Source organism: Bradyrhizobium sp. 23 (assembly GCF_023073295.1).
Lineage (GTDB): Bacteria > Pseudomonadota > Alphaproteobacteria > Rhizobiales > Xanthobacteraceae > Bradyrhizobium > Bradyrhizobium canariense_D.
This window is the reverse complement of the sequence record NZ_JADPJF010000039.1, coordinates 62807-85498: the sequence shown is the minus strand read 5'-3', so window position 1 is coordinate 85498 and position 22692 is coordinate 62807. Positions and strand designations below refer to the sequence as shown.

General features: G+C 60.3%; 23 protein-coding genes and 1 pseudogene. 17 read left to right on the top strand and 7 right to left on the bottom strand.

Translation table 11 applies throughout. The features are described from left to right. From IVB32_RS08985 to IVB32_RS08975, 3 genes and pseudogenes are all read left to right on the top strand, one after another. A partial coding sequence (locus IVB32_RS08985) for a conjugal transfer protein TraG (RefSeq protein ID WP_247410211.1) occupies positions 1–1747 on the top strand: 1747 nt, incomplete at its 5' end. 6 nt (positions 1748–1753) lie between these two features. Beyond that, positions 1754–2182: a CopG family transcriptional regulator gene (locus tag IVB32_RS08980; protein ID WP_027519220.1), complete on the top strand. Its 429-nt coding sequence runs from the start codon at positions 1754–1756 to the stop codon at positions 2180–2182. Between the two features lie 130 nt (positions 2183–2312). Next, positions 2313–3629: pseudogene (locus IVB32_RS08975) on the top strand (MFS transporter). Positions 3630–3639: 10 nt separating this feature from the next. Here the strand turns inward: IVB32_RS08975 and IVB32_RS08970 are convergent. Both IVB32_RS08970 and IVB32_RS08965 read right to left on the bottom strand, forming a co-directional pair. Continuing rightward, entirely contained in the window at positions 3640–4959 is a 1320-nt protein-coding gene (locus IVB32_RS08970) for a type II toxin-antitoxin system HipA family toxin (RefSeq protein ID WP_247367329.1), read from the bottom strand. Next, on the bottom strand, positions 4959–5210 hold the full coding sequence (locus IVB32_RS08965) for a helix-turn-helix domain-containing protein (protein WP_018454777.1): 252 nt from the start codon (positions 5208–5210) through the stop codon (positions 4959–4961). Before IVB32_RS08965 ends, IVB32_RS08970 begins: the two co-directional genes overlap by 1 nt. Positions 5211–5640: 430 nt before the next feature. Here IVB32_RS08965 and trbB point away from each other — a divergent pair, with 430 nt between their 5' ends. The 11 genes from trbB to IVB32_RS08910 all read left to right on the top strand — a co-directional run bounded on the left by trbB (position 5641) and on the right by IVB32_RS08910 (position 15176). Further along, positions 5641–6555 (top strand): P-type conjugative transfer ATPase TrbB, encoded by a 915-nt coding sequence (gene trbB, locus IVB32_RS08960; protein ID WP_247299506.1) that lies wholly within the window; start codon positions 5641–5643, stop codon positions 6553–6555. 37 nt (positions 6556–6592) lie between these two features. Further along, complete coding sequence (locus IVB32_RS08955) at positions 6593–6883, top strand: TrbC/VirB2 family protein (protein ID WP_018454775.1); 291 nt, start codon at positions 6593–6595, stop codon at positions 6881–6883. Continuing rightward, entirely contained in the window at positions 6883–7146 is a 264-nt protein-coding gene (locus tag IVB32_RS08950; protein ID WP_247299393.1) for a VirB3 family type IV secretion system protein, read from the top strand. The genes IVB32_RS08955 and IVB32_RS08950 overlap by 1 nt, the downstream gene beginning before the upstream one ends. Positions 7147–7156: 10 nt before the next feature. Further along, on the top strand, positions 7157–9598 hold the full coding sequence (gene trbE / locus IVB32_RS08945) for a conjugal transfer protein TrbE (protein WP_247410210.1): 2442 nt from the start codon (positions 7157–7159) through the stop codon (positions 9596–9598). Next, positions 9595–10326, top strand: a complete 732-nt coding sequence (gene trbJ, locus IVB32_RS08940) for a P-type conjugative transfer protein TrbJ (protein WP_247410208.1) — start codon at positions 9595–9597, stop codon at positions 10324–10326. The genes trbE and trbJ overlap by 4 nt, the downstream gene beginning before the upstream one ends. Next, the gene (gene trbK-alt, locus IVB32_RS08935) at positions 10326–10682 is read left to right on the top strand and encodes a putative entry exclusion protein TrbK-alt (protein WP_247410205.1); all 357 of its coding nucleotides are present in this window, start codon (positions 10326–10328) and stop codon (positions 10680–10682) included. The genes trbJ and trbK-alt overlap by 1 nt, the downstream gene beginning before the upstream one ends. Continuing rightward, positions 10679–11908, top strand: coding sequence for a P-type conjugative transfer protein TrbL (gene trbL / locus IVB32_RS08930; RefSeq protein WP_018454770.1), 1230 nt, complete (start codon positions 10679–10681; stop codon positions 11906–11908). Before trbK-alt ends, trbL begins: the two co-directional genes overlap by 4 nt. 98 nt (positions 11909–12006) lie before the next feature. Next, complete coding sequence (trbF, locus tag IVB32_RS08925) at positions 12007–12690, top strand: conjugal transfer protein TrbF (RefSeq protein WP_026232808.1); 684 nt, start codon at positions 12007–12009, stop codon at positions 12688–12690. 17 nt (positions 12691–12707) lie between these two features. Next, positions 12708–13721, top strand: coding sequence for a P-type conjugative transfer protein TrbG (gene trbG, locus IVB32_RS08920; protein WP_088930627.1), 1014 nt, complete (start codon positions 12708–12710; stop codon positions 13719–13721). Beyond that, a complete protein-coding gene (locus tag IVB32_RS08915) occupies positions 13718–14929 on the top strand; it encodes a TrbI/VirB10 family protein (RefSeq protein ID WP_247410203.1) in 1212 nt (403 codons plus the stop codon). The genes trbG and IVB32_RS08915 overlap by 4 nt, the downstream gene beginning before the upstream one ends. A gap of 4 nt (positions 14930–14933) precedes the next feature. Further along, positions 14934–15176 carry a DUF2274 domain-containing protein gene (locus IVB32_RS08910; RefSeq protein WP_083926381.1) on the top strand — a complete coding sequence of 81 codons (243 nt, stop codon included), beginning with the start codon at positions 14934–14936 and terminating at the stop codon, positions 15174–15176. Here the strand turns inward: IVB32_RS08910 and IVB32_RS08905 are convergent. The 5 genes from IVB32_RS08905 to IVB32_RS08885 form a co-directional block, all read right to left on the bottom strand. Beyond that, on the bottom strand, positions 15128–16081 hold the full coding sequence (locus IVB32_RS08905; protein ID WP_247410200.1) for a LysR family transcriptional regulator: 954 nt from the start codon (positions 16079–16081) through the stop codon (positions 15128–15130). The two genes, IVB32_RS08910 and IVB32_RS08905, sit on opposite strands and share 49 nt — an antisense overlap. Before the next feature lie 54 nt (positions 16082–16135). Beyond that, complete coding sequence (locus tag IVB32_RS08900; RefSeq protein WP_247410199.1) at positions 16136–16747, bottom strand: acyl-homoserine-lactone synthase; 612 nt, start codon at positions 16745–16747, stop codon at positions 16136–16138. Positions 16748–16791: 44 nt separating this feature from the next. After that, positions 16792–17496 carry a LuxR family transcriptional regulator gene (locus IVB32_RS08895; RefSeq protein WP_245288395.1) on the bottom strand — a complete coding sequence of 235 codons (705 nt, stop codon included), beginning with the start codon at positions 17494–17496 and terminating at the stop codon, positions 16792–16794. Positions 17497–17851: 355 nt separating this feature from the next. Further along, the gene (locus IVB32_RS08890) at positions 17852–18304 is read right to left on the bottom strand and encodes an SRPBCC family protein (protein ID WP_018454764.1); all 453 of its coding nucleotides are present in this window, start codon (positions 18302–18304) and stop codon (positions 17852–17854) included. 350 nt (positions 18305–18654) lie between these two features. Next, positions 18655–18999: an antibiotic biosynthesis monooxygenase gene (locus IVB32_RS08885; RefSeq protein WP_018454763.1), complete on the bottom strand. Its 345-nt coding sequence runs from the start codon at positions 18997–18999 to the stop codon at positions 18655–18657. Positions 19000–19353: 354 nt separating this feature from the next. On the opposite strand from IVB32_RS08885, the gene IVB32_RS08880 reads away from it, so the two are divergent. The 3 genes from IVB32_RS08880 (at position 19354) to IVB32_RS08870 (ending at position 22679) form a co-directional block, all read left to right on the top strand. Then, positions 19354–20238, top strand: a complete 885-nt coding sequence (locus IVB32_RS08880) for a helix-turn-helix domain-containing protein (protein WP_018454762.1) — start codon at positions 19354–19356, stop codon at positions 20236–20238. Positions 20239–20640: 402 nt separating this feature from the next. Then, positions 20641–21516, top strand: a complete 876-nt coding sequence (locus tag IVB32_RS08875) for an NAD(P)H-binding protein (protein WP_247410197.1) — start codon at positions 20641–20643, stop codon at positions 21514–21516. Positions 21517–21737: 221 nt separating this feature from the next. Next, positions 21738–22679, top strand: a complete 942-nt coding sequence (locus IVB32_RS08870; RefSeq protein ID WP_018454760.1) for an alpha/beta hydrolase — start codon at positions 21738–21740, stop codon at positions 22677–22679. Positions 22680–22692: the final 13 nt, after the last annotated feature.

The following is a 22692-nucleotide window of genomic DNA, read 5'->3' as shown; positions in this document are numbered from 1 at the left end:
GTCGGGGACATTCATTTCGATCGCCGTGGCGATTGGCATGTCGGTCTGGCGGGCGCGCGAAGCCAAGAATGTCGAGACCTATGGCTCGGCGCGCTGGGCTGATGCGGGAGATGTTCGAGCGGCAGGGCTCCTCGGTCCAGATGGCGTGGTGCTCGGTAAGCTTGACCGCGACTACCTCCGCCATGACGGACCCGAGCACGTATTGTGCTTTGCGCCCACCCGGTCGGGCAAAGGTGTCGGCCTGGTCGTTCCCTCGCTGCTGGCCTGGCCCGGCTCGGCCATCGTTCATGACATCAAGGGCGAGAACTGGCAACTGACCGCCGGCTTTCGCGCGCGGCATGGCCGCGTCCTGCTGTTCGATCCGACGAATCCAAAGTCGTCAGCCTATAATCCGCTTCTCGAGGTCCGTCGTGGGGAGTGGGAGGTTCGCGACGTTCAGAACGTGGCCGATGTCCTGGTCGACCCCGAAGGCTCGCTCGACAAGCGGAACCATTGGGAGAAGACCAGTCATTCGCTCCTGGTCGGCGCCATTCTCCATGTCCTCTATGCCGAGGCGGACAAGACCTTGGCTGGCGTGGCCGCCTTCCTGTCGGACCCGAAGCGGCCGATCGAAGCGACGCTGAAGGCGATGATGACCACGCCACACCTCGGCGAGCATGGCCCCCATCCCGTGGTCGCCTCGACCGCACGTGAACTACTCAACAAATCCGAGAATGAACGCTCCGGCGTCTTGTCCACTGCCATGTCGTTCCTCGGGCTCTACCGGGATCCTGTCGTGGCCCAGGTGACCCGACGTTGCGAGTGGCGGATTGCCGATCTGATCGCTGATAGCCGGCCGACGACGCTTTACCTGGTGGTGCCACCCTCCGACATCTCGCGGACCAAGCCGCTGATCCGCCTGGTGCTGAACCAGATCGGCCGGCGCCTGACCGAGGACTTGCACGCCCGTGAACGGCGGCATCGTGTCCTGATGATGCTGGATGAGTTCCCAGCGCTTGGGCGGCTTGATTTCTTCGAGTCCGCGCTCGCCTTCATGGCGGGGTACGGGATCAAGAGTTTCCTGATCGCGCAGTCGCTCAATCAGATCGAGAAGGCCTATGGGCCCAACAACGCCATCCTCGACAACTGCCACGTCCGGGTCAGCTTTGCGACCAATGACGAGCGGACCGCGAGGCGAGTATCCGATGCGCTTGGTACGGCGACGGAGATGCGCGCGATGAAAAATTATGCCGGGCACAGGTTGAACCCGTGGCTCGGGCATCTGATGGTCTCGCGGCAGGAGACCGCAAGGCCGCTGCTGACACCAGGCGAGGTCATGCAGCTTTCGCCGTCGGACGAGATCGTCATGGTGGCGGGTACGCCGCCGATTCGAGCTCGGAAGGTTCGCTACTATGAAGATCGGCGGTTTACCGAGCGGGTCTTGCCGCCGCCCGATCCAGCCGCATCCAGCCGGTCACCGCGAACGGACGGATGGTCTGCATTGGGAGCGCCCAAGCCGGCGTCGCTTCCAACCGAAAGGGGGCGAGCGGAGGAAGATTCGGCGAATAGCGGCCTTCGTCGCGAGCCCGAACTCCCCGATCACGTCGCGATCGCCAAGGAGACAGCCGAACCGACGCCGGCCGAGGAATTTGCCGTCGTTCTTGACGACGACGAGGACGCGGTCCGCCAGTCCCGGCTTCTCCGTCAGCAAATGCGCGGCGTCGCCCGTCAAGCCGCTATGGACCCGAATGACGGCATGGAGCTCTGAGACACTATGCGCGACCGGATGAACGTGTATTTCCCGCCAGAGCTTCTGAAGCAGATCTCGGATCTGGCCGATCGCCAGAAGCTCTCCCGGTCTGCGATCGTGGAGGCGGCCGTTGCTTCGTTTCTGTCGCCGGATGGATCGGACAGGCGGGAGGCGGCGTTTACCCGTCGCCTGGATCGACTGTCGCGTCAGCTGCAGAGACTGGAGCGAGACGTCGGTTTAACGGCTGAGACCCTGGCTCTCTTTGTCCGTTTCTGGCTGACGGTTACGCCACCGCTACCGAACGACGCGCAGGCGGCTGCACAGGCAAAAGGCCGGGAGCGGTTTGAAGGATTTGTCGAGGCGCTCGGGCGTCGTTTGCAAAAGGGGCAGAGCTTTCTGCGTGAGATACCGGAAGATATCGTCCGTCAGGAGCCCGCCGGCGGACCTGACTGATCGCTCTCAATCCGCCATCGCGCGAACCCTTCTTTTTCTACGCCAGCCTACGACCGCAGCAATTTAGCCGAGCCTATAAAAAGCTGAACGCGCTATCGGCTCGAATGACTTGATGAGCAAGAAGGCCGGCATGCAAGTTACAAGGACGTGGCGTCTCACCGTGCGCGTATTTCTACCGTTTGCTGCTGGCTACTATCTTTCGTATCTGTTTCGGACGATCAACGCCTTGATCGTGAGTCATCTCAGCTCGGATGCCGGGCTTGGGTCAGCCAACCTCGGACTGCTTACGTCAGTCTATTTCCTGGTCTTTGCGGCGGCTCAGATCCCCGTCGGTATATTGTTGGACCGCTTTGGTCCGCGTCGGGTCCAGAGCGCGCTGCTCTGGTTCGCAGCACTGGGCGCCGGACTGTTCGCCGTATCGACCGGCTTCCTGTCGTTTTTGATCGCGCGTGCGATGATCGGGCTTGGCGTCGCGGGGGCGCTGACGGCAGGACTTAAGTCCATCATCCTTTGGTTCCCCAGGGAGCGAGTTGCCTTGCTCAACGGCTAAATGATCATGCTGGGATCACTAGGAGCGGTGACCGCCACAGTTCCCCTCGAACACCTGCTCGCTTGGATGGGCCGGCGGCAGCTCTTTGAGGTCCTGGCGGCTGCGACCGGTGCCACAGCGATCCTCATCTATGTCGTAGTTCCTGAGCAACGCGTTATCCCATCGAAAGCACCAGCCTCCGCCACCCTGGGATCCGTTTTCAGCGACAGGCGCTTCTGGCGGATAGCCCCGTTGTCGGCGACTTGCGTTGGTTCAGCTTGGTCGCTGCAGGGATTGTGGGCATCACCGTGGCTTGCAGACTTGGAGGGCCTCGATCGCGCAGGCCTCGTCAGACAGCTGTTGATCATGTCGATCGTACTCAGCGGCGGTGCCTGGTTGTTCGGTATGACGATCCATCATGTCAAACGAACAGGCCTCACGGCTGAGACGATATTCGCGATGGTGGCCGTGCTATTTATCGCAGCCGAGCTAGCCTTGATCCTGCGAGTACCTCTGCCGTCCATCTTGCCCTGGTCGGTTGTCGCAATCATCGGAACGGCAACTGTGGTCAGCTTTGCCGTGATAGCTGATTACTTTCCGTCGGAGCTTGCCGGCCGTGCCAATGGCGCCTTGAACGTCTTGCACTTTGGTTGGGCATTTCTGGCACAATATGCGACCGGACTGATCCTGGAGCAATGGTCCACGAACGATGGCCATAGGTCGATCTTGGCTTATCAAGTCGCGTTCAGTCTCAACGTAGCGCTGCAGATCGCGGCGTTGGTTTGGTTCGGGCTACCTTGGATCCAATCCTTTGCTTGCTGGATGAATTCAGTCCCTTCCACCATGCCGGTCAGCGCTTTCGATGTGGTCGAAGCAAGCATTTTCTGCGAGCAATCGGACGGCGAGGTGGAGTGGTGACCCGTGCGACCTAAGCGCCACTCTCCGTCGTGACGAGGCTGCCGAGGCGTCGCTTCGCGCCGGTCGCGATAGATTCTGCCATCGCCTGCGGGAAGTCCTTCGGCAGCTTCGCAATCGTTGCGTCGATCTTCGTGCCAGCCGTATCCGCGAGCTCTTCGATGATACCGCGAACCACGCTGTCGGGCAGGCCGCAAGTCTTTGCGGTTTGCACGAAATGTCGGCCGAGAATCGTGTGTACTACGTAGTGGCGACTATTGCCGACCGCCATGGCGAGCTTCATCTGGTTTTGCGTGATCTGCTTGGCATCGAGGCTCGGTTGCGTTGAGATGATGTCGTACAGCGGCGCGAGGACGAATCGTCCGCCGGGCGAGAGGTGGATGCTGAAATTCTTGGCGTGGCCGTCAGTAGCCGCCAGAAGCCAGAAAACGATTTGTGCCTTGAAGAAGGTCGCCTGGTCGGTCGCCGGTGTATCGCTGCCTTTGAGGAGATCAGAGATATTTCGGATGCCCGGGCCGCCGTCCGATTCGTATTTGCGCCCGGGCGGGACGGAAAGCGCCTGACAGCAATCTTCCTGTGGCAGGCGCAGAAGCCGTCCGTCGTGCGCCCATGTGCGGTCGAAGCGCTCAACGGCGAGCACGCGCCTCCCCGCGAAATCAACGATGCGCGACTTGGCGACGGGCAAGTCGAGCGCGGCGACGAGCTTCAGGCAGAGATGCTCGTTTTCAACGCTGTGGGTCAGGTCGACGCCGCTCGGTAACCTGCCGATCTGCGGTTTGATGATGTGCGTGGTGGCGGTCGTGCCGTGCGGCACATGCCACTTGTCCTTCCAGTAGAGAAGGGCGGTTTTTTCCTGGGCTCCAGCCAGAGAGATACGAAACTCCTGATCGGGACCGATGCCGAGCGGATTGTTGGCGAGATTGGCAAGGATCGCCGCGATGTCCTGGTCGCTCGCGACGCGAGCGTCAATCGCGCCCGCCGCTCCGGGTGCCGTTCCATCCGGAAGGAATTGCAGGGCGCCGACACAGTCGCGGCCGATCGCGGAAAGCAGGCTGTAAGCATCGGCTCCGCCGGCATGCGCGCGTTCGGCGACACGCCGGCGGATGTCGTCGTTATCGGGAAGCAGGTTATCGAAGACTGCAATGATGGGGTCACCGATATAGCGGTCTTCGCGTAGAGGCATCGATACCGAGACCGGGATGGCGTTCTCCCATCCCAGCCAGGCTTCGTCGTATTGGAAATCGATGGCGCCGCTGCTCTCCCGCCGCAGCCGCCCGACCAGACGAGCGTTCAGGTAGACGTTGAGAGGCGCTCGGATAGGACGGCGTCCCATCAGAACAGATCCTCGATGGCTTTGGCCGACACCTTCGTGCGTGGTCGGAGGACCAGTTCCAGGTCGAGCGCGGCCAGCGCATCCATGAGGATGCGCAGTTGCGTCGCTGGTTCGCCGGCCTCCAGCTTCGAGACAGTCGCTTGGCGCGCGTGCATCTCTTCGCCTAGGCCGCGCTGGGTGAGTTTTTTTTGCCGGCGGTGCCGCTTAATGGCGGCGCCAAGCTGCTGCGGGGTGCGAGCGATCGTATCCATTGGAGCTTGATACGGGAACGCGTATAAAATGTCAATATACGTGGATGCGTATATAAAGAAGTATACGATATCGCGTATATAATATTAATATACGCACTCGCGTATAGCGCTTTGGCCGATCACACCGCAGGCGGTGATTGAATGAATAGCGCCGGCGCCACGGTCATACTATGAGCGCGTATGATGAGGCCGAGTGGTGAGCAGCAACTCGCAAGCGACCCGATGCGATTGAGTAAGCCTCAAACATCGGTTCTCGGTCTTTCTTTTTCTTCGCCAGTCTACGATCACCGAAAGCGCTCGTTGCGCCAAGCCCATTGATGCCTTTTCTAATCATCCCCACCTGAGGGCCCGCTGTGGAGGTCCTCATTCGGTGGGGACGTCGGTGGCAATCCATTCCATCCAATCGGAAGCGAATTCGCGCGGTGCGCGAATGCTGCGTAGCGCGCTTGGCGCGGCGATTGCCAGCTACCTCGAGGATGAAACGATCATCGAGGTGATGCTGAACCCGGATGGCCGGTTGTGGATCGATCGGTTGTCGAGCGGCTTGATCGATACAGGCGAAACTTTGTCCGCAGCAGATGGCGAGCGCATTGTTCGCCTGGTGGCGCATCACGTCGGCGCCGAGGTGCATGCCGGCGCGCCTCGGGTCTCGGCCGAATTGCCCGGAACCGGGGAGCGCTTCGAAGGTCTCTTGCCTCCCGTCGTGGCAGCTCCGGCGTTCGCGATCCGAAAGCCCGCTGTCGCCGTCTTTACGCTCGACGACTACGTCGCCAGAGAGATCATGTCCTCGAAGCAGGCCACAATCCTGAAGGGTGCGGTCGCCGCTCGTAAGAATATCCTTGTCGCCGGTGGGACATCGACCGGCAAGACAACGTTGACGAATGCGCTTCTGGCCGAGGTGGCAAAGAGCTCCGATCGGGTCGTTCTGATCGAAGACACGCGCGAACTTCAGTGCAAGGCGCCCAATCTTGTAGCGCTGCGGACCAAGGACGGCGTAGCCACGCTGTCGGATCTCGTCCGCTCCTCGCTGCGCCTCCGTCCTGACCGCATCCCGATCGGCGAGGTCCGCGGGGCCGAAGCTCTCGACCTTCTCAAGGCGTGGAGCACCGGTCACCCCGGCGGCATTGGCACCATTCATTCAGGCAGTGCGCTCGGCGCTCTGCGGCGTCTTGAGCAGCTGATCCAGGAAGCGGTCATCACGGTTCCGCGTGCCCTGATCGCCGAGACCATCAACCTCGTCGCCGTGCTTGCGGGGCGCGGCGCCGATCGTCGCCTCGCAGAACTCGCTCTCGTGACGGGGCTTGGTGCCGCCGGCGACTACAGCCTTTCACCAGCAGGAGACTGACATGCGTCCACGATTTCGTATCCTTGGAGAAGCTGCTTTGCTGGCGATTGTCAGCCCGGTTGTTCTGACGACAGCGCCCGCATGGGCGGCCGGCTCGAACATGCCATGGGAGCAGCCACTCAATCAGATCCTGCAGTCGGTCGAGGGGCCGGTCGCGAAGATCATCGCCGTCATCATCATCGTCGTGACCGGACTCACGCTCGCGTTCGGGGATTCGTCAGGTGGCTTCCGCAGGCTGATCCAGATCGTGTTTGGTTTGTCGATCGCATTTGCGGCCTCTAGCTTCTTCCTGTCGTTCTTCTCGTTCGGCGGCGGCGTGGTGATCTGATGGACGAGGCTGTCGCAGGTTTTGTCGTGCCGGTTCACCGTGCGCTTACCGAGCCGATCCTGATGGGCGGTGCGCCGCGGGCGGTCGCCATCGTCAACGGCACGTTGGCGGCCGCCCTTGGACTCGGACTGCGGCTCTGGATCGCAGGTCTTGTCCTCTGGTTTGTCGGCCACATGGCCGCCGTCTGGGCCGCCAGGCGCGATCCCGCCTTTGTGGATGTCGTGCGGCGCCATCTGCGCATTCCCGGTCATCTCAACCTCTGAGTTCTCGGTCATGATGAACCTTGCCGAATATCGCCATTCCAATGCGCGTCTTGCCGATTTCTTGCCTTGGGCCGCCCTCGTCGACGAGGGCATCATCCTGAACAAGGATGGCTCGTTCCAGCGGACAGCGAAGTTCCGTGGACCCGACCTCCATAGCGCGGTGCCAGCTGAACTTGTCGCGGTCGCCGGTCGTCTAAACAACGCACTTCGCCGCCTGGGATCCGGCTGGGCCGTGTTCGTTGAGGCGCAGCGCCATTTTGCCGGCAGCTATCCTCCGAGCACATTTCCGGATGTCGCATCCGCGCTGGTCGACGCCGAGCGCAGGGCCCAGTTCGAGGAGGCCGGCGCCCACTACGAGTCCAGCTACTTCCTGACTTTCCTCTATCTGCCTCCGGAGGAGGGCGCAGCCAAGGCAGAGCGACTGCTCTATGAAGGGCGCGATCGGACCGTTGGAGCCGATGCTCGCGAGGTACTTCGCGGCTTTATCGATCAAACCAGCCGCGTACTCGGACTTCTGGAAGGATTCATGCCCGAATGCGCATGGCTCGATGATCAGGCCACGCTGACCTACCTGCACTCGACGATTTCGACCAAGCGTCATCGGGTTCGCGTGCCCGAAATTCCCATGTACATCGATGCGTTGTTGGCGGACCAGCCGCTGACCGGCGGGCTAGAGCCGATGCTGGGATCAGCCAATCTGCGCGTTCTCACGATCGTTGGCTTTCCGGGCGCGACGACGCCAGGAATTCTGGATGATCTCAATCGCCTGCCGTTCTCTTACCGCTGGTCGACGCGCGCGATCATGCTCGACAAGACCGATGCCACCAAGCTTTTGACCAAGATCCGGCGGCAGTGGTTTGCCAAACGAAAGTCGATTGGCGCGATCCTCAAGGAGGTGATGACTAACGAGGCGTCGACACTGCTCGATACCGACGCCCACAATAAGGCGCTGGACGCCGACGCGGCGCTACAGGAACTGGGTTCGGACCAGATCGGACAGGCCTTTATCACCGCGACCATCACGGTCTGGGACTCCGACCCCGGTGCCGCCGATGAAAAGCTCCGTCTGGTTGAGAAGGTCATTCAGGGCCGCGATTTCACCTGCATGATCGAGACGGTCAACGCCGTCGAAGCCTGGCTCGGCAGTCTGCCCGGGCATGTCTATGCCAATGTGCGGCAGCCGCCGGTCTCGACCCTCAACCTCGCCCATATGATTCCGATGTCGGCCGTGTGGGCGGGTGAGGCGAGGGATCTGCATTTTGGCGCTCCGCCGCTCCTGTTCGGCAAGACCGAGGGATCAACACCGTTCCGTTTTTCGCTCCACGTTGGTGACGTCGGCCATACCCTGGTGGTGGGGCCGACAGGTGCTGGCAAGTCGGTCCTGCTCGCCCTCATGGCAATGCAGTTCCGTCGTTACCCGAACTCCCAAGTGTTTGCGTTCGACTTCGGTGGTTCGATCCGGGCGGCCGCACTTGCCATGGGTGGCGATTGGCATGATCTCGGTGGCGCCTTGTCTGACGGAGGCGATCAACCCGTCGCGTTGCAGCCGCTGGCCTGGATCGACGATCCTTCGGAGCGCGGATGGGCCACCGAATGGATTGGTGCGATCCTGGCACGCGAAAAGGTCGAGATCACCCCAGAGGTCAAGGACCATCTGTGGTCGGCGCTGACGTCTCTCGCGTCAGCGCCGAGGGAGGAACGCACCCTGACGGGCCTGTCAGTCCTTCTGCAATCGAATTCGCTGAAGCGCGCTCTGCAACCCTACTGCCTTGGCGGTTCGTCCGGACGCCTACTCGATGCTGAATTCGAGCGCCTTGGCGAGTCCTCCGTTCAGGCGTTCGAGACCGAAGGCTTGATCGGAACGAGTGCGGCCCCGGCCGTGCTGGCCTACCTCTTTCATCGCATTGGGGATCGTCTCGACGGCCGTCCCACGCTTCTCATTGTCGATGAAGGCTGGCTTGCTCTCGACGACGATGATTTCGCTGGCCAGCTCAGGGAATGGCTGAAGACGCTTCGCAAGAAGAATGCGTCCGTCATCTTTGCCACCCAGTCGCTTTCGGACATCGATGGTTCGGCGATCGCTCCCGCGATCATCGAAAGCTGTCCAACACGCTTGTTGCTGCCGAACGAGCGGGCGATCGAACCGCAGATCACGGCTATCTATCGTCGCTTCGGGCTCAATGATCGCCAGATCGAGCTTCTGAGCCGGGCGACGCCCAAGCGCGACTACTACTGCCAATCCCGTCGCGGCAACCGGATGTTTGAGCTCGGGCTTGGCGAAGTTGCGCTCGCCTTTACAGCCGCTTCCTCCAAGACCGACCAAGCGGCCATTGAGCGGCTTCTCGCCGAGCATGGAGCGGATGGCTTCGTGCCTGCCTGGCTTCAGCACCGCGGCGTCGCCTGGGCCACGGACCTGATTCCCAGTCTCGTCAATCTGGAGAAGTCGCAATGAGGCGCCTTGGTCTATTCGCCGCTGCTGGCACGATCGCGCTCGCGCTTTGCGTCACGGCGCCCGCACCAGCGCAGTGGATCGTCTTCGATCCCAACAATTACGTTCAGAACGTGCTGACAGCCACGCGCGAGCTGCAGCAGATCAGCAATCAGATCACCTCGTTACAGAACGAAGCGCAGATGCTGATCAATCAGGCCAGGAATCTGGCAAGCCTGCCGTATTCATCGTTGCAGCAACTGCAATCCTCGATCCAGCGCACCCAGCAATTGCTGGCCCAGGCCCAGAGGATTGCCTACGACGTTCAGCAGATCGATCGCGCGTTCTCGACCAGCTATGCGCCGGCGAGCGGCAGCCAGTCCAGCCAGCTGCTGATCAGCAATGCCCAATCCCGCTGGCAAAACTCGGTCGTCGCGCTGCAGGACTCGCTCCGGGTCCAGGCCGGTGTTGTCGGCAACCTCGATACCAATCGCGTCCAAACATCGGCGCTTGTGACGTCGAGCCAGGGTGCGAGCGGCGCCCGGCAGGCAACCCAGGCCGGCAACCAGATCCTCGCGCTTCAGGCGCAGCAACTCGCCGATCTTACCGCCACTGTCGCGGCACACGGCAGGGCGCAGAGCCTTGAAGCGGCGCAGCGAGCGGCAGCCCAGGACCAGGGGCGCGAACAGCTCCGGCGATTTTTGACGCCGGGGCAGGGCTATCAATCCCAGGACGTGCGGATGTTTCACTGATGACTGATGCAGGCCCATTCAAAACGTTATCGCTGCTTATGTCGGTCGGGGTGCTGGTGGTCGCAGGCTGCGCGATCCAGCTTCGTGGCAGAGAAGATGCCTCTGCGAAGCTAGAAGCCGAGCAGACCAAACGGATTGAACGTTCCGAGCTTGCCCGCTGCCGCACCGTCTCTTCCGAAGATGCTGCGTATTATCAGCATTGCCAGAAGGTCTGGGCTGAAAACCGGGGCCGCTTCTTTGGCGGGCGGAACGGTGCTGCCGCGGCAGAAACCGCCGCGACACCCGTACTAAAAGATCAGAGCCGGATGCCGCAAGGATATCCGCCCGCCGGGGTGCCCGGGGAAGATAAGCCATGACAGGCACCGGCATCATCGACCAGTTCCTTGAGACATTCACCCGCTATATCGACAACGGCTTCGGGCTGTTGGGTGGCGAGGTCGGGTATCTCGCGACAACGCTTGCCGCCATCGACATCACGCTTGCCGCGTTATTCTGGAGTTGGGGCACGGACGACGACATCATCGCGCGTCTCGTCAAGAAAACGCTGTTCGTTGGAGTCTTTGCCTATCTGATCGGTAATTGGAACAACCTCGCCCGGATCGTCTTCGAGAGCTTTGCCGGCCTCGGCCTGAAAGCCTCCGGTTCGAGCCTCTCGGCGTCAGACTTCCTGCGGCCGGGAAAGATCGCTCAGGTCGGACTCGACGCCGGTCGGCCGATGCTTGATTCGATCTCGAACCTGATGGGCTACATCAGCTTCTTCGAGAATTTCGTCCAGATTGTCGTTCTCCTGTTCGCCTGGGTCGTGGTGCTGCTCGCCTTCTTCATTTTGGCGATCCAGCTCTTCGTCACGCTCATTGAGTTCAAGCTCACGACGCTGGCCGGCTTCGTGCTCATTCCGTTTGGCCTGTTTGGCAAGACTGCATTCGCGGCCGAGCGGGTCCTCGGCAACGTTATATCTTCCGGGATCAAGGTTTTGGTCCTGGCCGTCATTGTCGGCATTGGCTCAACGTTGTTTTCACAGTTCACGGCGGGATTTGGCAGCGCGCAGCCTACAATTGAAGATGCCATGACCCTAGTGCTCGCGGCGCTCTCCTTGCTGGGTCTCGGCATCTTCGGTCCGGGAATCGCAAACGGCCTGGTATCGGGCGGGCCGCAGCTCGGCGCTGGCGCCGCAATTGGGACGGGCCTTGCTGCCGGCGGCGTTGTTGCGGCAGGTGCTGGCCTTGCCGCCGGTGGCGCTGGTCTCGCTGTTGGTGCGCTCGCCGGTGCGGGGCGTGGTGGGGCTGCAATGGTCAGTGGCGCATCCGCGGGGTATCGAAGCGGCGGCCTTGCTGGCGTCGCGGAGGCGGGTGGATCTGCTGCGATGAGTCCGTTACGTCGAGCCGCGGCTGCATTCACCAGCAGCGGACAACCGAGCGAGCCGGCCGCGAGTACGTCCACCGAGGGGCAGCCCGATTGGGCGCGCCGCATGAAGCGGGCCCAGATCATTCGGCACGGCGCCTCCGCGGCCGGTCATGCTGTTCGCTCTGGTGATCATGGCGGCAGCGGGTCGTCTGTCGATCTCTCCGAAGGAGAGCGCTGACAGCCAGCCACTCGCCGGTTCGCCGGGCGCCAGCAACGGCGTCAAACGGCACACCGCGACACTCGCAACCAACCACTCGATCTCAGGGGCAACTATCCATGTTCAGACGACCTTCCGTTCACTACGGGCGCATGCCCGAGCCGGTCACGCCCTACCAAAAAGCAGCGCAAGTCTGGGACGAACGCATTGGATCTGCGCGCGTGCAGGCCAAGAATTGGCGGTTAATCGCCTTCGGTTGCCTCATGCTCTCGGCCGGCCTGGCCGGGGGACTTGTTTGGCAGTCAGCACAGGGATCGATCACGCCCTGGGTGGTCGAGGTCGATCGCCTGGGCCAAGCCCAACGTGTCGCGCCAGCCAACATCGACTATCAGCCCACCGACGCCCAGATCGCCTACCATTTGGCACGCTTTATCGAGGACGTCAGAGGCTTGCCGGCCGACGGCATCGTTCTGCGCCAGAACTGGCTGCGAGCCTATGATTTTACGACCGATCGTGGCGCGGCTGCTCTCAACGACTTCGCGCGCAACAATGACCCCTTTGCCAAGCTGGGCAAGGCGCAGATCTCCGTCGATGTCTCGAGCGTCATCCGTGCGTCTTCTGAGAGCTTCCGGGTCGCCTGGATCCAACGCATCTACGAGAATGGCTCGCTGAGTGCGACCGAGCGCTGGACCGCGATTCTCACGGTGGCAATCGAGACGCCGCGAGACGTCGAGCGCCTGCGCAAGAATCCCCTTGGTGTCTACGTCCACGCCATCAACTGGTCAAAGGAGCTGGGTCAGTGAACAAGACGACGCGTGACATGTGTTCACAAGGGCCGATCCAATACCGCAGGTCCAACTCGAGCAGGTGCAAGCTCGCGGCTTTGAGGCGAGCCCTTCTACCAGCTTTGCTGCTTGGCACATCGGCCCTCGCCGGGTGCGCGACCTACATTCCGCCGGAAATCAGCTATGACCCGGAGGTCCCGCCGTTGCCAGCGCCTCCAGCGGCACTCGATGACCGACCTCAGCCCCTTCACCTTCCGCCGCTCTGGAAACCCGTTCTCGGCGGCAAGGCGGGGGCCAAGGAAGAGGCTGAACCCGTGAGCCGGGTTGAGACCGCAAATAGCGCGGCGCGAGTCGAGCCGCGCAAAAGGGGATACTTCAACGCGGCGCAGATTTACGCCTTCAGTCCGGGGGCACTCTATCAGGTCTACGCCGCCCCCGGACAGATCACGGACATCGCGCTGGAAGAGGGAGAGCAATTGACGGGATCCGGACCGATCGCGGCCGGAGATACCGTGCGCTGGGTCGTGGGAGATACTGAGAGCGGGAGCGGGGATACGCGTCGCGTCCACATTCTGGTGAAGCCGACCCGGGCCTCGATCGAGACCAATCTTGTCGTCAATACCGACCGGCGCACCTACCTGATCGAGCTCCGCTCCCGCGAGCGGCCGTACATGCCATCCATTGCCTGGTACTATCCGGAAACGGTTCGCGAGCGATCGCGATCGGCGACGCTAAGACCCGTTCTTCCCGATCCAGCCCAGCGCGTCTTTCGTTACGCGATCGAGGGCGACAGTCCGCCCTGGCGGCCGCTCGCCGCGTATGATGACGGCCGAAAGGTCTATATCGAATTCCCGCAAGGGATCGTCCAGGGCGAGATGCCACCACTCTTTGTCATCGGTCCTGACGGGAAGACCGAGCTCGTCAACTACCGCGCGCACGGCAATGTGCTGATCGTAGACCGGCTGTTTGCAGCCGCAGAACTGCGGCTTGGTGGTGAGCACCAGCAGAAAGTCAGGATTGTCAGGACTGACGGGAGGCCCTCGTCATGAACACGCAGAAGGAAAACAATCCTGACGGGGTCATTCCGCCGCAAACGCCGGAGGAGCAATCCAGGAGCTTCCGCCTGCGCGCCGAACCTCCGCGGGTCACGCGACTGTCCCGCAAAGTTCTCGCCGGCGGCAGCGCTGTCGCCTTGCTTGTCGTCGGCGGAGCCGTGTTGTGGTCACTACAGAGCAATCGCCCACGCGACCAGACGACCGACGAGCTCTATAGCATCGATCATCACAATCTTGCTGATGGTATTGAGGCGCTGCCAAAGGACTACACTGGCGTTTCGCGCCAAACCGTGCCGCAGCTTGGACCGCCACTCCCAGGCGACCTCGGTCGACCCATCCTGGCCGCTCAAGGCCAGTCGCCAACGACCGGCGGAGACCTGGAACAGCAGCGCCGCGATCAAGAGAGCGAGGCGGCCCGTATCAGCCATCTGTTCGCTTCGACCAATGGGCGAGAAGTGCGTCCGCCCGCCGCCGCGGTTATTGGAGGCGAGCGCGTCACGCCGCCGAACGCAACGAGCACCGGCGAGGATGGATCTGCGCAAAACGTGCAGGACCGAAAACTTGCCTTTGTGAGCGCTTCTGTTGACCGCCGCACGGTGAGCCCTGACCGCGTCACCAGGCCCGCTTCACCATACATTGTGCAGGCCGGGACAGTCATTCCAGGAGCGCTGATCACCGGAATCAGGTCAGACCTTCCCGGCCAAGTCACGGCGCAGGTGACTGAGAATTTATATGACACTCCGACCGGCCGCTTTTTGCTCGTGCCGCAAGGAGCGAAGCTGATCGGCAGTTATGACAGCCAGGTTTCGTTCGGCCAGTCGCGAGTGTTGCTGGTCTGGACCCGGCTTATCATGCCGAACGGCCGCTCGATCGTTCTGGAGCGGCAGCCCGGTGCTGACAGGGCTGGCTACGCGGGGCTGGAAGACCAGGTCGACAATCATTGGGGTGAGCTATTCAAGGCGGCCGCGCTGTCGACGTTCTTGGCTGTCGGGACCGAGCAAGGTGCGGGGTCCGACACCAATAGCAACGACAGAGCCATCATCCAGGCCTTGCGGCACGGCGCCTCCGACTCGCTAAACCAAACTGGACAGCAGGTGGTTCGGCGCAGCCTCAATATTCAGCCGACGCTCACGCTCCGTCCGGGATTTCCGGTCCGTGTGATCGTAAATCGCGATCTCATTCTAAGGCCATACGAAAGGTAACAATTTGCCCAAGCTCAAAATCGGCGCTCTTCCAGACGACAAACCGGTCAGAATCACTGTTGAGCTTCCAGCGGCCGTGCATCGGGATCTCGTTGCCTATGCGGAGGCACTGGCGCTTGAATCTGAGCAGCGGATCGAGGCCGCCAAGCTAATTGGGCCGATGTTGGCTCGCTTTATGGCCACTGACAGAGGGTTCTCTCAGCTGAGGCGCGGCCGCCGACCTTCAAACGCGGACGCTGACCGGTAGCGCTCGGTTAAAAGCTCCAGAAATCGCTGAAGCGCGGGATTCACATTCCCCTCTCGCCAATGAGCATGAAAGCTTATACAGCTTGAGCCGGCACCGTCCTGTATCTCGCGATAGACCAAGCCGGCAAAGCTAGCGTCGACATCGGACTCCATCACAAGGCTAATTCCGAGCCCTATGCTGATTAAGCTCTTTATGGTTGCCCGGCTCACATCGCGTCTTGCGACCTTCGGCCGATGTTCGTCAGTCAAGAACTTGGAGAGCAAAAGATCCTCGAGTTCGCTGTCCGGATCATGCTCGCTTAGGAGCACCGTTTGGTCGCGGAGATCTGTCCAGCAGATCATCTCACGCGCGGCCAAAGGATGGTCGTGAGGCAGCAGAACGAGAACACGCTCACACCAGATCGGAAGCATCACGCCATCGGACAATGGCTTTTGTCGGGGAACAATCACAATATCGAGAGTACCATTCCTTAGCGCGCTCATGAGGAGGATGCGTGACCGCTCGACAGTCGTAATTTCGATATCGGGCGCGCCGTTTTTGAATTTGACTATGCTCGTTCTTAGATTGCCCGCGGAAATTGACGTGCAAAATCCTATCGACAGATGTCCAGCTTCGCCGCGGCCGCTGGATCGCGCGATAGCCGCGAGGACGCCGACCTGCTCGAGAACCATCCGCGATATGCGCAGGACGCTCCGACCCGCAAAAGTAGGCGCGACCCCTCCGCTTGAACGTTCGAACAATGTCGCTCCTAGCAGGTGCTCGAGCTGGCTGATGGATCGGCTCAAAACAGAGTGGCGGACGGCCAGGAGTTCTGATGCCTGCCGGAAGCTCCCACAATCTGCGGCGGCGATTGCATAGCGCAAGTGACGCAGCTCGATGTGGGCCGATTGCGAAACGCGATCCATGTGTTCTAACCTCCCCCTGTCGACTTGATCGTTGAGGCCTCGGAGAGTGCCCTGCTACGCCGCCGTCACCGCCGGCTCCCAAAGTACCGGCGACCGGAGTTTTCCTGCACTCCGCACGCGAGCCAGGCACTCCAAGGACACCTCGAGGTAACCAGCAACTGCCTGGGTGTTGCCGAATCTTCGTGGTTGGCCGGTTCGGCGTAGGACCCATCCGGCACGACGCAAGATGCGTTCGATGCGCGTGTCTGTAACGGTAACGATGTCTGTCAGATGTCGCGAAAGACCGAACTCGAGCATGCCGGCGAAGAGCTCGTAAGTTGCGCTGGTCAAGCCATGCAGCGTCGTACGCGCGGCATCATCAACGTCGAGCGCGAAACGGCTGCTTTCCCAGAAGGAATTTCCGTCCAGCAAGGCTGGAAAAGCCTCGCGCAACATGGTCGGCCCCATAGACGGTAGCATTCGCACGCAGCCTTGAATGCGGTGGTCTCGCGCTCGCTGGATCAAATAGATCGGATGCAGCGCATCAAATTCATCTACCTCCATATCGCCACTGATTTCCACGTCCCATTGGAGACGGTCTTTGAACACTCGATATCGAAGCCGATGCATCTCGGCGAGTTCTTCCGCAAATACTCCATAGAATTCGGGCGTGATGACCTGCATCATGATGTGCCTCCAAAGACTGACGACGGCCTATTGAAGGACAAGCCTCATGATCGCGCATCCTCCTCAAGTAAGGAGGGTGACAGCTTCCAGCTACGTGATTCAAATGCCAGACTTAGCTGAGGCGAGACGAGCGACCGCTTGGATTGTTGATCGAACGCCGAGCTTCGCCCTTGCATTTCGAGATGGAACGCCACCGTATGATGAGAGATCCCCATGATTTGCCCGGTTTCCCAAGCCGATTTCCCTTCACTCGCCCATTGGAGGCATTGGGCTTCCCGCGGCGAGAGGATAATACCATCAATCTCACATGGAGACGCGATCTTACGGCGCGCGTGGGCGTGGAAGTAGATCGCCATAAGCTGTAGAACGTCTACATGCTTATGTATTGAGCGCTCGAACCTTGACCGTCGCTCATCGGCAGCAAAGGTAACGGCCGCGATTGCTCCCCTGCTGTCGTGTATCGGAATCGTGAATCCGCAACGAATGCCGAAGCGAGCCGCTTCGTCGAATAGCTCACGTTCCATATCTGAGTTCGGGGTAGGTCCTACTCCTAAGCCCCAACTGAATGGACTTGGCTGACGGAGCGCTTGAACGATCACTGGATCGATCTTCTCATATTGCTTTTGCAAATAGTGTGAAGTCCACGTCGAAGGATAGCTCGAAACCAGGACCGCATCGGCGCTCGGAGCGCCTTGAATAGAAATATAGGCGAAGCAGCAGAGATCAAGCGCCGCAGCAGTGTGGGCCATCCCTTTTCTCAGGTCCTCTGAATCTCGACTCTCGATGAGACGATCTACAAAAGCTTGAAGAACGACCCGCACCGCATTTGCGCCCGGTTTGAAGGTGAATTGGGTGTGCCGGCGACTGTGCGTTCCCCGAGTAGCCGACAATTAGGTATTGTGTGCCCCCCGCCTCGTCCTTGAGGCCTTGATCCGCACCAGTTATTTCAACATAAGCAGCGAGATCACGAATGCAGAGCTAGCTTGCGCCTGCTGCCTTTCCACTTCGAATGCCCGATGCGCGAAAGCACGGATCCGGGAGGGCGAGCTCGTAAAGTTCGAGCGGGGCGATTGGCAGGTCCCATGCATGCGACACCGGTGTTCTTCAACCGAGCGCCGAGACTGGAATCTCAAGCGCGGTGCCGTTTTCTAGCAGGCTCTTGAGGCTCGACATGATGGCAGGCCATCCCTTAGAGATGCCGTCGAGCAGCTTGCTGCCAGCGGCAAACCCTTCATGGGTCAGTGTCAGCTTGACCAGCCTGCCATGCTGTTCGAGTGTGAACCCCACTGCCGATGGCTTCTCGTTCCGGTAAGCCTCATTGGTGACGTGCTTGAATGTGTAGGATAGCCGCCGTGGCCGATCGGCCTCGAGGATCTCTCCAGTCTCGGTGATGATGCCGTTCATAACTAGAGCCCAAGGCGAAGCAGTTCTCCAGTCGCTTCGTAGTTCCGCGCCGAACCAATAGAGCTTCGCGAGATCGCTCGACGTCAGGGCCTGCCACAGTTTCTCAGGTGTCGTGTCGATGAAGGTCACGTAGACAAATTCCGGCTTACCCATCTCGCTTCTCCAGTTTGCGGCTCAAGCCTGCCGATTCGAGACCCCAGCTCTTGTCAGAGTGCTATAGTCCAGCCCGGCTTTCGGTTCGGCTCGCCGGCAACCGTGAGGCGCCGCCGCCAATTCACATCGGCATTAAGCCGTCTAGTCCAGGTGGCGGCTGCGATTGCTCGCAAAGCGAGCTTTTGGAAACGCAGAATGACAAATCAACTTTCGCTGCCCAAAGCATTCGCTAGGTTTATAAGCGCTGGAATCGTTCCTCGAGAGGTCGGGTCTGTCGGAGAGAGCGACAAAAGCTGAGCGCGCGAGCTGGCATGTTGATGCTCTGCGCAGGCGCTCCTCCCTGAGAAGTGTCAGTCGTGTACATGACGACTGTCCACAGGTGCTTGGTTGCGATCAAACATTCCATAATCGCGTATGACCGTGGCCACGCGGAGCCGGTAATCCTTGAAAACGTCGCGTCGGCTACCCGCTTGTACAGCGCGGTGAACTTGAATCCGTCGCCAATTGTCGACAGCTGCTTCGTCCCGCCAGATCGACAGAGCCAGCAGCTTTCCGGGATCTATGACGCTCTGGAACCTCTCGATCGAAATGAATCCGTCCAGCGACTCCAAATGAGTGGAGAGGGCAGCACCCATATCTAGATAGCTCTGCTTCTTTCCAGGAGCCGGCCAAGACTCGAAAATAACAGCGATCATGAATTGTAGCCTTCTGATGATGAGATCGCCCAGCGTCTCTAACCGGGGCGGTACTTAGTGCCACAGCTTCCAGGGTTGGTGCCATTCTGTATTGTAAAATTGCGACAAGCGACTTTGATGCCTTCTAATTGCCTCGCCCAAGACTATCCCACTCGAGTGGTGCGTCGCAGGCCAAGATGTCGAGAACCAATCTGCAACTTCACCTGACAAATTCTCAAACAGCATTGCTGCAGTAGATCATAGCGCTATACTGCTAAATTGATACGAAACGGGGTGGATTGTGACTACGTCGAGAGGCGATCGCCGGTAATCTGGAGCCAGCGAAGCATTGAGAGGGTAAGGAGCGAGACGGCCATGAACAAGTTCAATATCGTCCCGATCGCTCCGTTGCGCCCCTACGTCGAACGTTTGTGGGGATGGGAAAGTATCGGCCAAGAGGTGGTCGAGCTACCGACCTTGCTGCCCGGCACCGGAGCGGAGATATTCTTTCACTATCGCGCGCCATTTATTCAATGCCGAGATGGCGAGGATCATGCATTCGACGATGCGCACCTGATTTGCGTGCGACGAAGGCCTATTCACTTACGCCCTCAAGGCGACGTCGGCTTTATCGCCGTGCGATTGCGAGCTGGACGAATGCACAGGTTTCTCGATGTGCCCGGCGGGGATCTAATCGACGGAACTCTGTCTGTGGCGGAGCTTTGGAAGAGCGGCGGCCGTCAGCTCTCGCTCGATGTGTCCAATGCTCATTCGAGAGACGCGGCATTGCAATCAATTCAGCACTTCCTACTTGAGCAACTTCAGCACAGGCGCTCGGACGAGGTTGTCGAGAATGCCATCTCGGCGATCTATCAAAATCATGCTGCAGCTTCGATAGATAAACTTGCGTCACGGTGCGGCGTGGCGCGACGAGAACTGGAGCGTCGGTTTAAAGCGCTAACGGCCCAGACACCGGTAGAGTTTCGGAAGCTGAGTCGAGTTCAACATGTTGTGCGCGAGCTATTGCTTGATCCGTCTTCGCGCATGCTGGATGTCGTGCTTTCACATGGCTTCTACGATCAGGCACATTTTATTCACTCCTTTGCTGAACTCAAATTGGGGTCACCTGTGCGGCATCTTGCGCTGGCACGTACAAAGCCGCATTTTTACAATATTTCCTTGCGGGGCGGTGTCAATTTTTCAGCGAAATTGGCGAGAGCGGGAAGAAGCCGCGATGTACTTGCTACTCGCCCGAGATGAGCGCCCGGCGGTCCGAAATGGCGAAGGTTGAGCTTATAAAGCGCAGCTTGGTCGAAATGACTCGCGATGAACCAGGCGCGATCACCTGCAATGTTCATCGGGCTTAGGACGATAGCGGGAGTTTTCTGGTCTACGAGCTTTACAAACATCGTGGTACTTGCGATGCGCATCTTTCGCGCGAGCCAATCAAGCGCTTGATTGCGACGACTCCAGTCGCTGTTTATCGCTCCCCCGCGCATCGGCCGGCCAACAGGGCATCGAAATTCGCAAGGGCGATTTCGTCATCGTCCGCACCGGGCATCAAGAACGCTGCCTATCAAAAATCGCAGGTGGGCCATCCCGGCGGATCCACCAGAAACTGCCCCAGCATGTGAGAGTTACCCTAGCGGATGAAACGGAGGAATGCAGATGTATGTCATCATGGGGGGCACCGGACACGTTGGCTCGGCAACGGCGGACATACTGCTCAATCGAGGGAAGGCGGTTACAATTGTCACCCGATATCCCAGCCGCGTAAGCGGCTGGCGTGCGAAAGGAGCCGAGATTGTTGAGGCGGACGTCAACCACGTTTCGTCGCTCCACGCAGCACTTCGCCGCGGTCGCCGCGCCTTGCTTCTCAACCCGCCTGCCGATCCTACTACAGATACCGACGCTGTTGAGAGGTGCACCATAGCCAACATTCTCGCCGCGCTGGCGGGGTCGGGATTAGAAAAAGTCGTCGCGGTGTCAACTGGCGGCGCGCAATCAGGCGACCGGATCGGCGATTTGAGCACGCTGTGGCAGCTTGAAGAGGGCCTACGGCAGCAGTCGATCCCAGCTGCGATAAATAGAGGGGCATATTATATGAGCAACTGGGACAGCTTGCTCGACACCGTTTGTAGCACTGGCAAGCTGCCGAGCATGTTTCCCGCTGATCTCCCCATTCCAATGGTTGCCCCGCAGGATCTCGGCCGATTTGCCGCGGATAGATTGTTGTCTGGCACTGATGATGCGGGCGTCCGCTATGTGGAAGGCCCAAAGCGTTATTCATCAGCAGAAGTCGCGGGAGCCTTTTCCAAAGCGCTCGGACGGCCAATAGATGTTGAGGTGACGCCGCGGGTGGAGTGGTATGATGCGTTTCTGCGGCTCGGGTTTTCGGAGGCGGCCGCTTTATCTTACACCAGGATGACGGAAGTGAGCCTCGATAACGGGTTCGACATGCCTGCTGAGGCATTGCGAGGCACGACGACCCTCGAGCGCTATATTAATAGTCTCGTAGCACGCTCTGAGACCAGTTGACGTATTGGTGTCATCACGTCGAAGTTGGTCAGCGCGTAACTTCGACGCTTCTGAGCTTTGATGCGCAATTCAGTGCGTTGGGGCCCTCGTCGTGCAGTCGCCGTTCGGCGGCAGCTGGGATCGCAGACTTGGGGGCGTGCCGGGTTCGACGCGGTTGCGTGGCCATTGACATCCCCTCAGGGTAGAGATTACTTAGGATACCCTAAGTAAGGAAAATATCCATGGAGGATTGGTATCCCGAAGCGCTGGCGGCCATTGCCACCCGGCTCGGCGTTGCTTTTACCGATCTCGCGCCGCCGCGATCGCGGCGCCTGCGCACGCCAAGCGGACCGGACATCCAAGCCCTCGATTGGGGCGGTCAGGGACCGTCTGCGGTGCTGCTCCATGGTGGCGCCCTCACGGCACGCACCTGGGATTATGTCGCCCTTGGGCTCCGGGCGGATTTCCGGATCGTGGCGCTCGACCTGCGCGGCCACGGCGCCAGCGATTGGGCGAACGACTATTCGATTGAAAGTTGTGCGACCGACGTAGTGTCCGTGCTCGACGGACTGGCGATCGAACGCACGCACCTCGCCGGCATGTCGTTGGGCGGGATCGTGGCTTGCGAGGTCGCGTTGCGCCACCCGGACCGCACCGCGAGCCTCACGATGGTCGATGTGGTCTCACGGCCGATCTTTGCCGCAACCGCGCGGATGCGCGGCTTCATAAGCGACTTTCGTGGCGCCTCCACGATTAACGAAGTCGTCGAGATGGCGCTTGCCGCCAGTCCGAAGAGCGATCCACAGCGGCTGCAATACCGAATGCGAGCCCTGTTGAAGCGTGGCAGCGACGGCCGCCTGATCTGGAAGAACGACCGCCGCCGTCCAACCGATTTTGCCGCTATCTTGCGTCATCTGGCCGGCTTCGAGGTGCGAGTCCACCAGATGCCCGCGCCGTTTCTGTTGGCCAGGGGCGGCGATAGTCTGATCGTCACCGAAGAGGCTGCACACGATTTCGCGGCGCGATTTCCCAATGGGCGGTGGCTCAACATCCCCGGAGCGGGCCACAACGTGCAGGAAGACAATCCGCGTGAGCTGGCTAACGCCTTGAGGGATTTTTGGGGCAGACGGCTGCGGAGCATGACGCTTGAAGACGTTGAACACTGCACGGCACAGGATGGCTAAGCCAGGAGCTGAT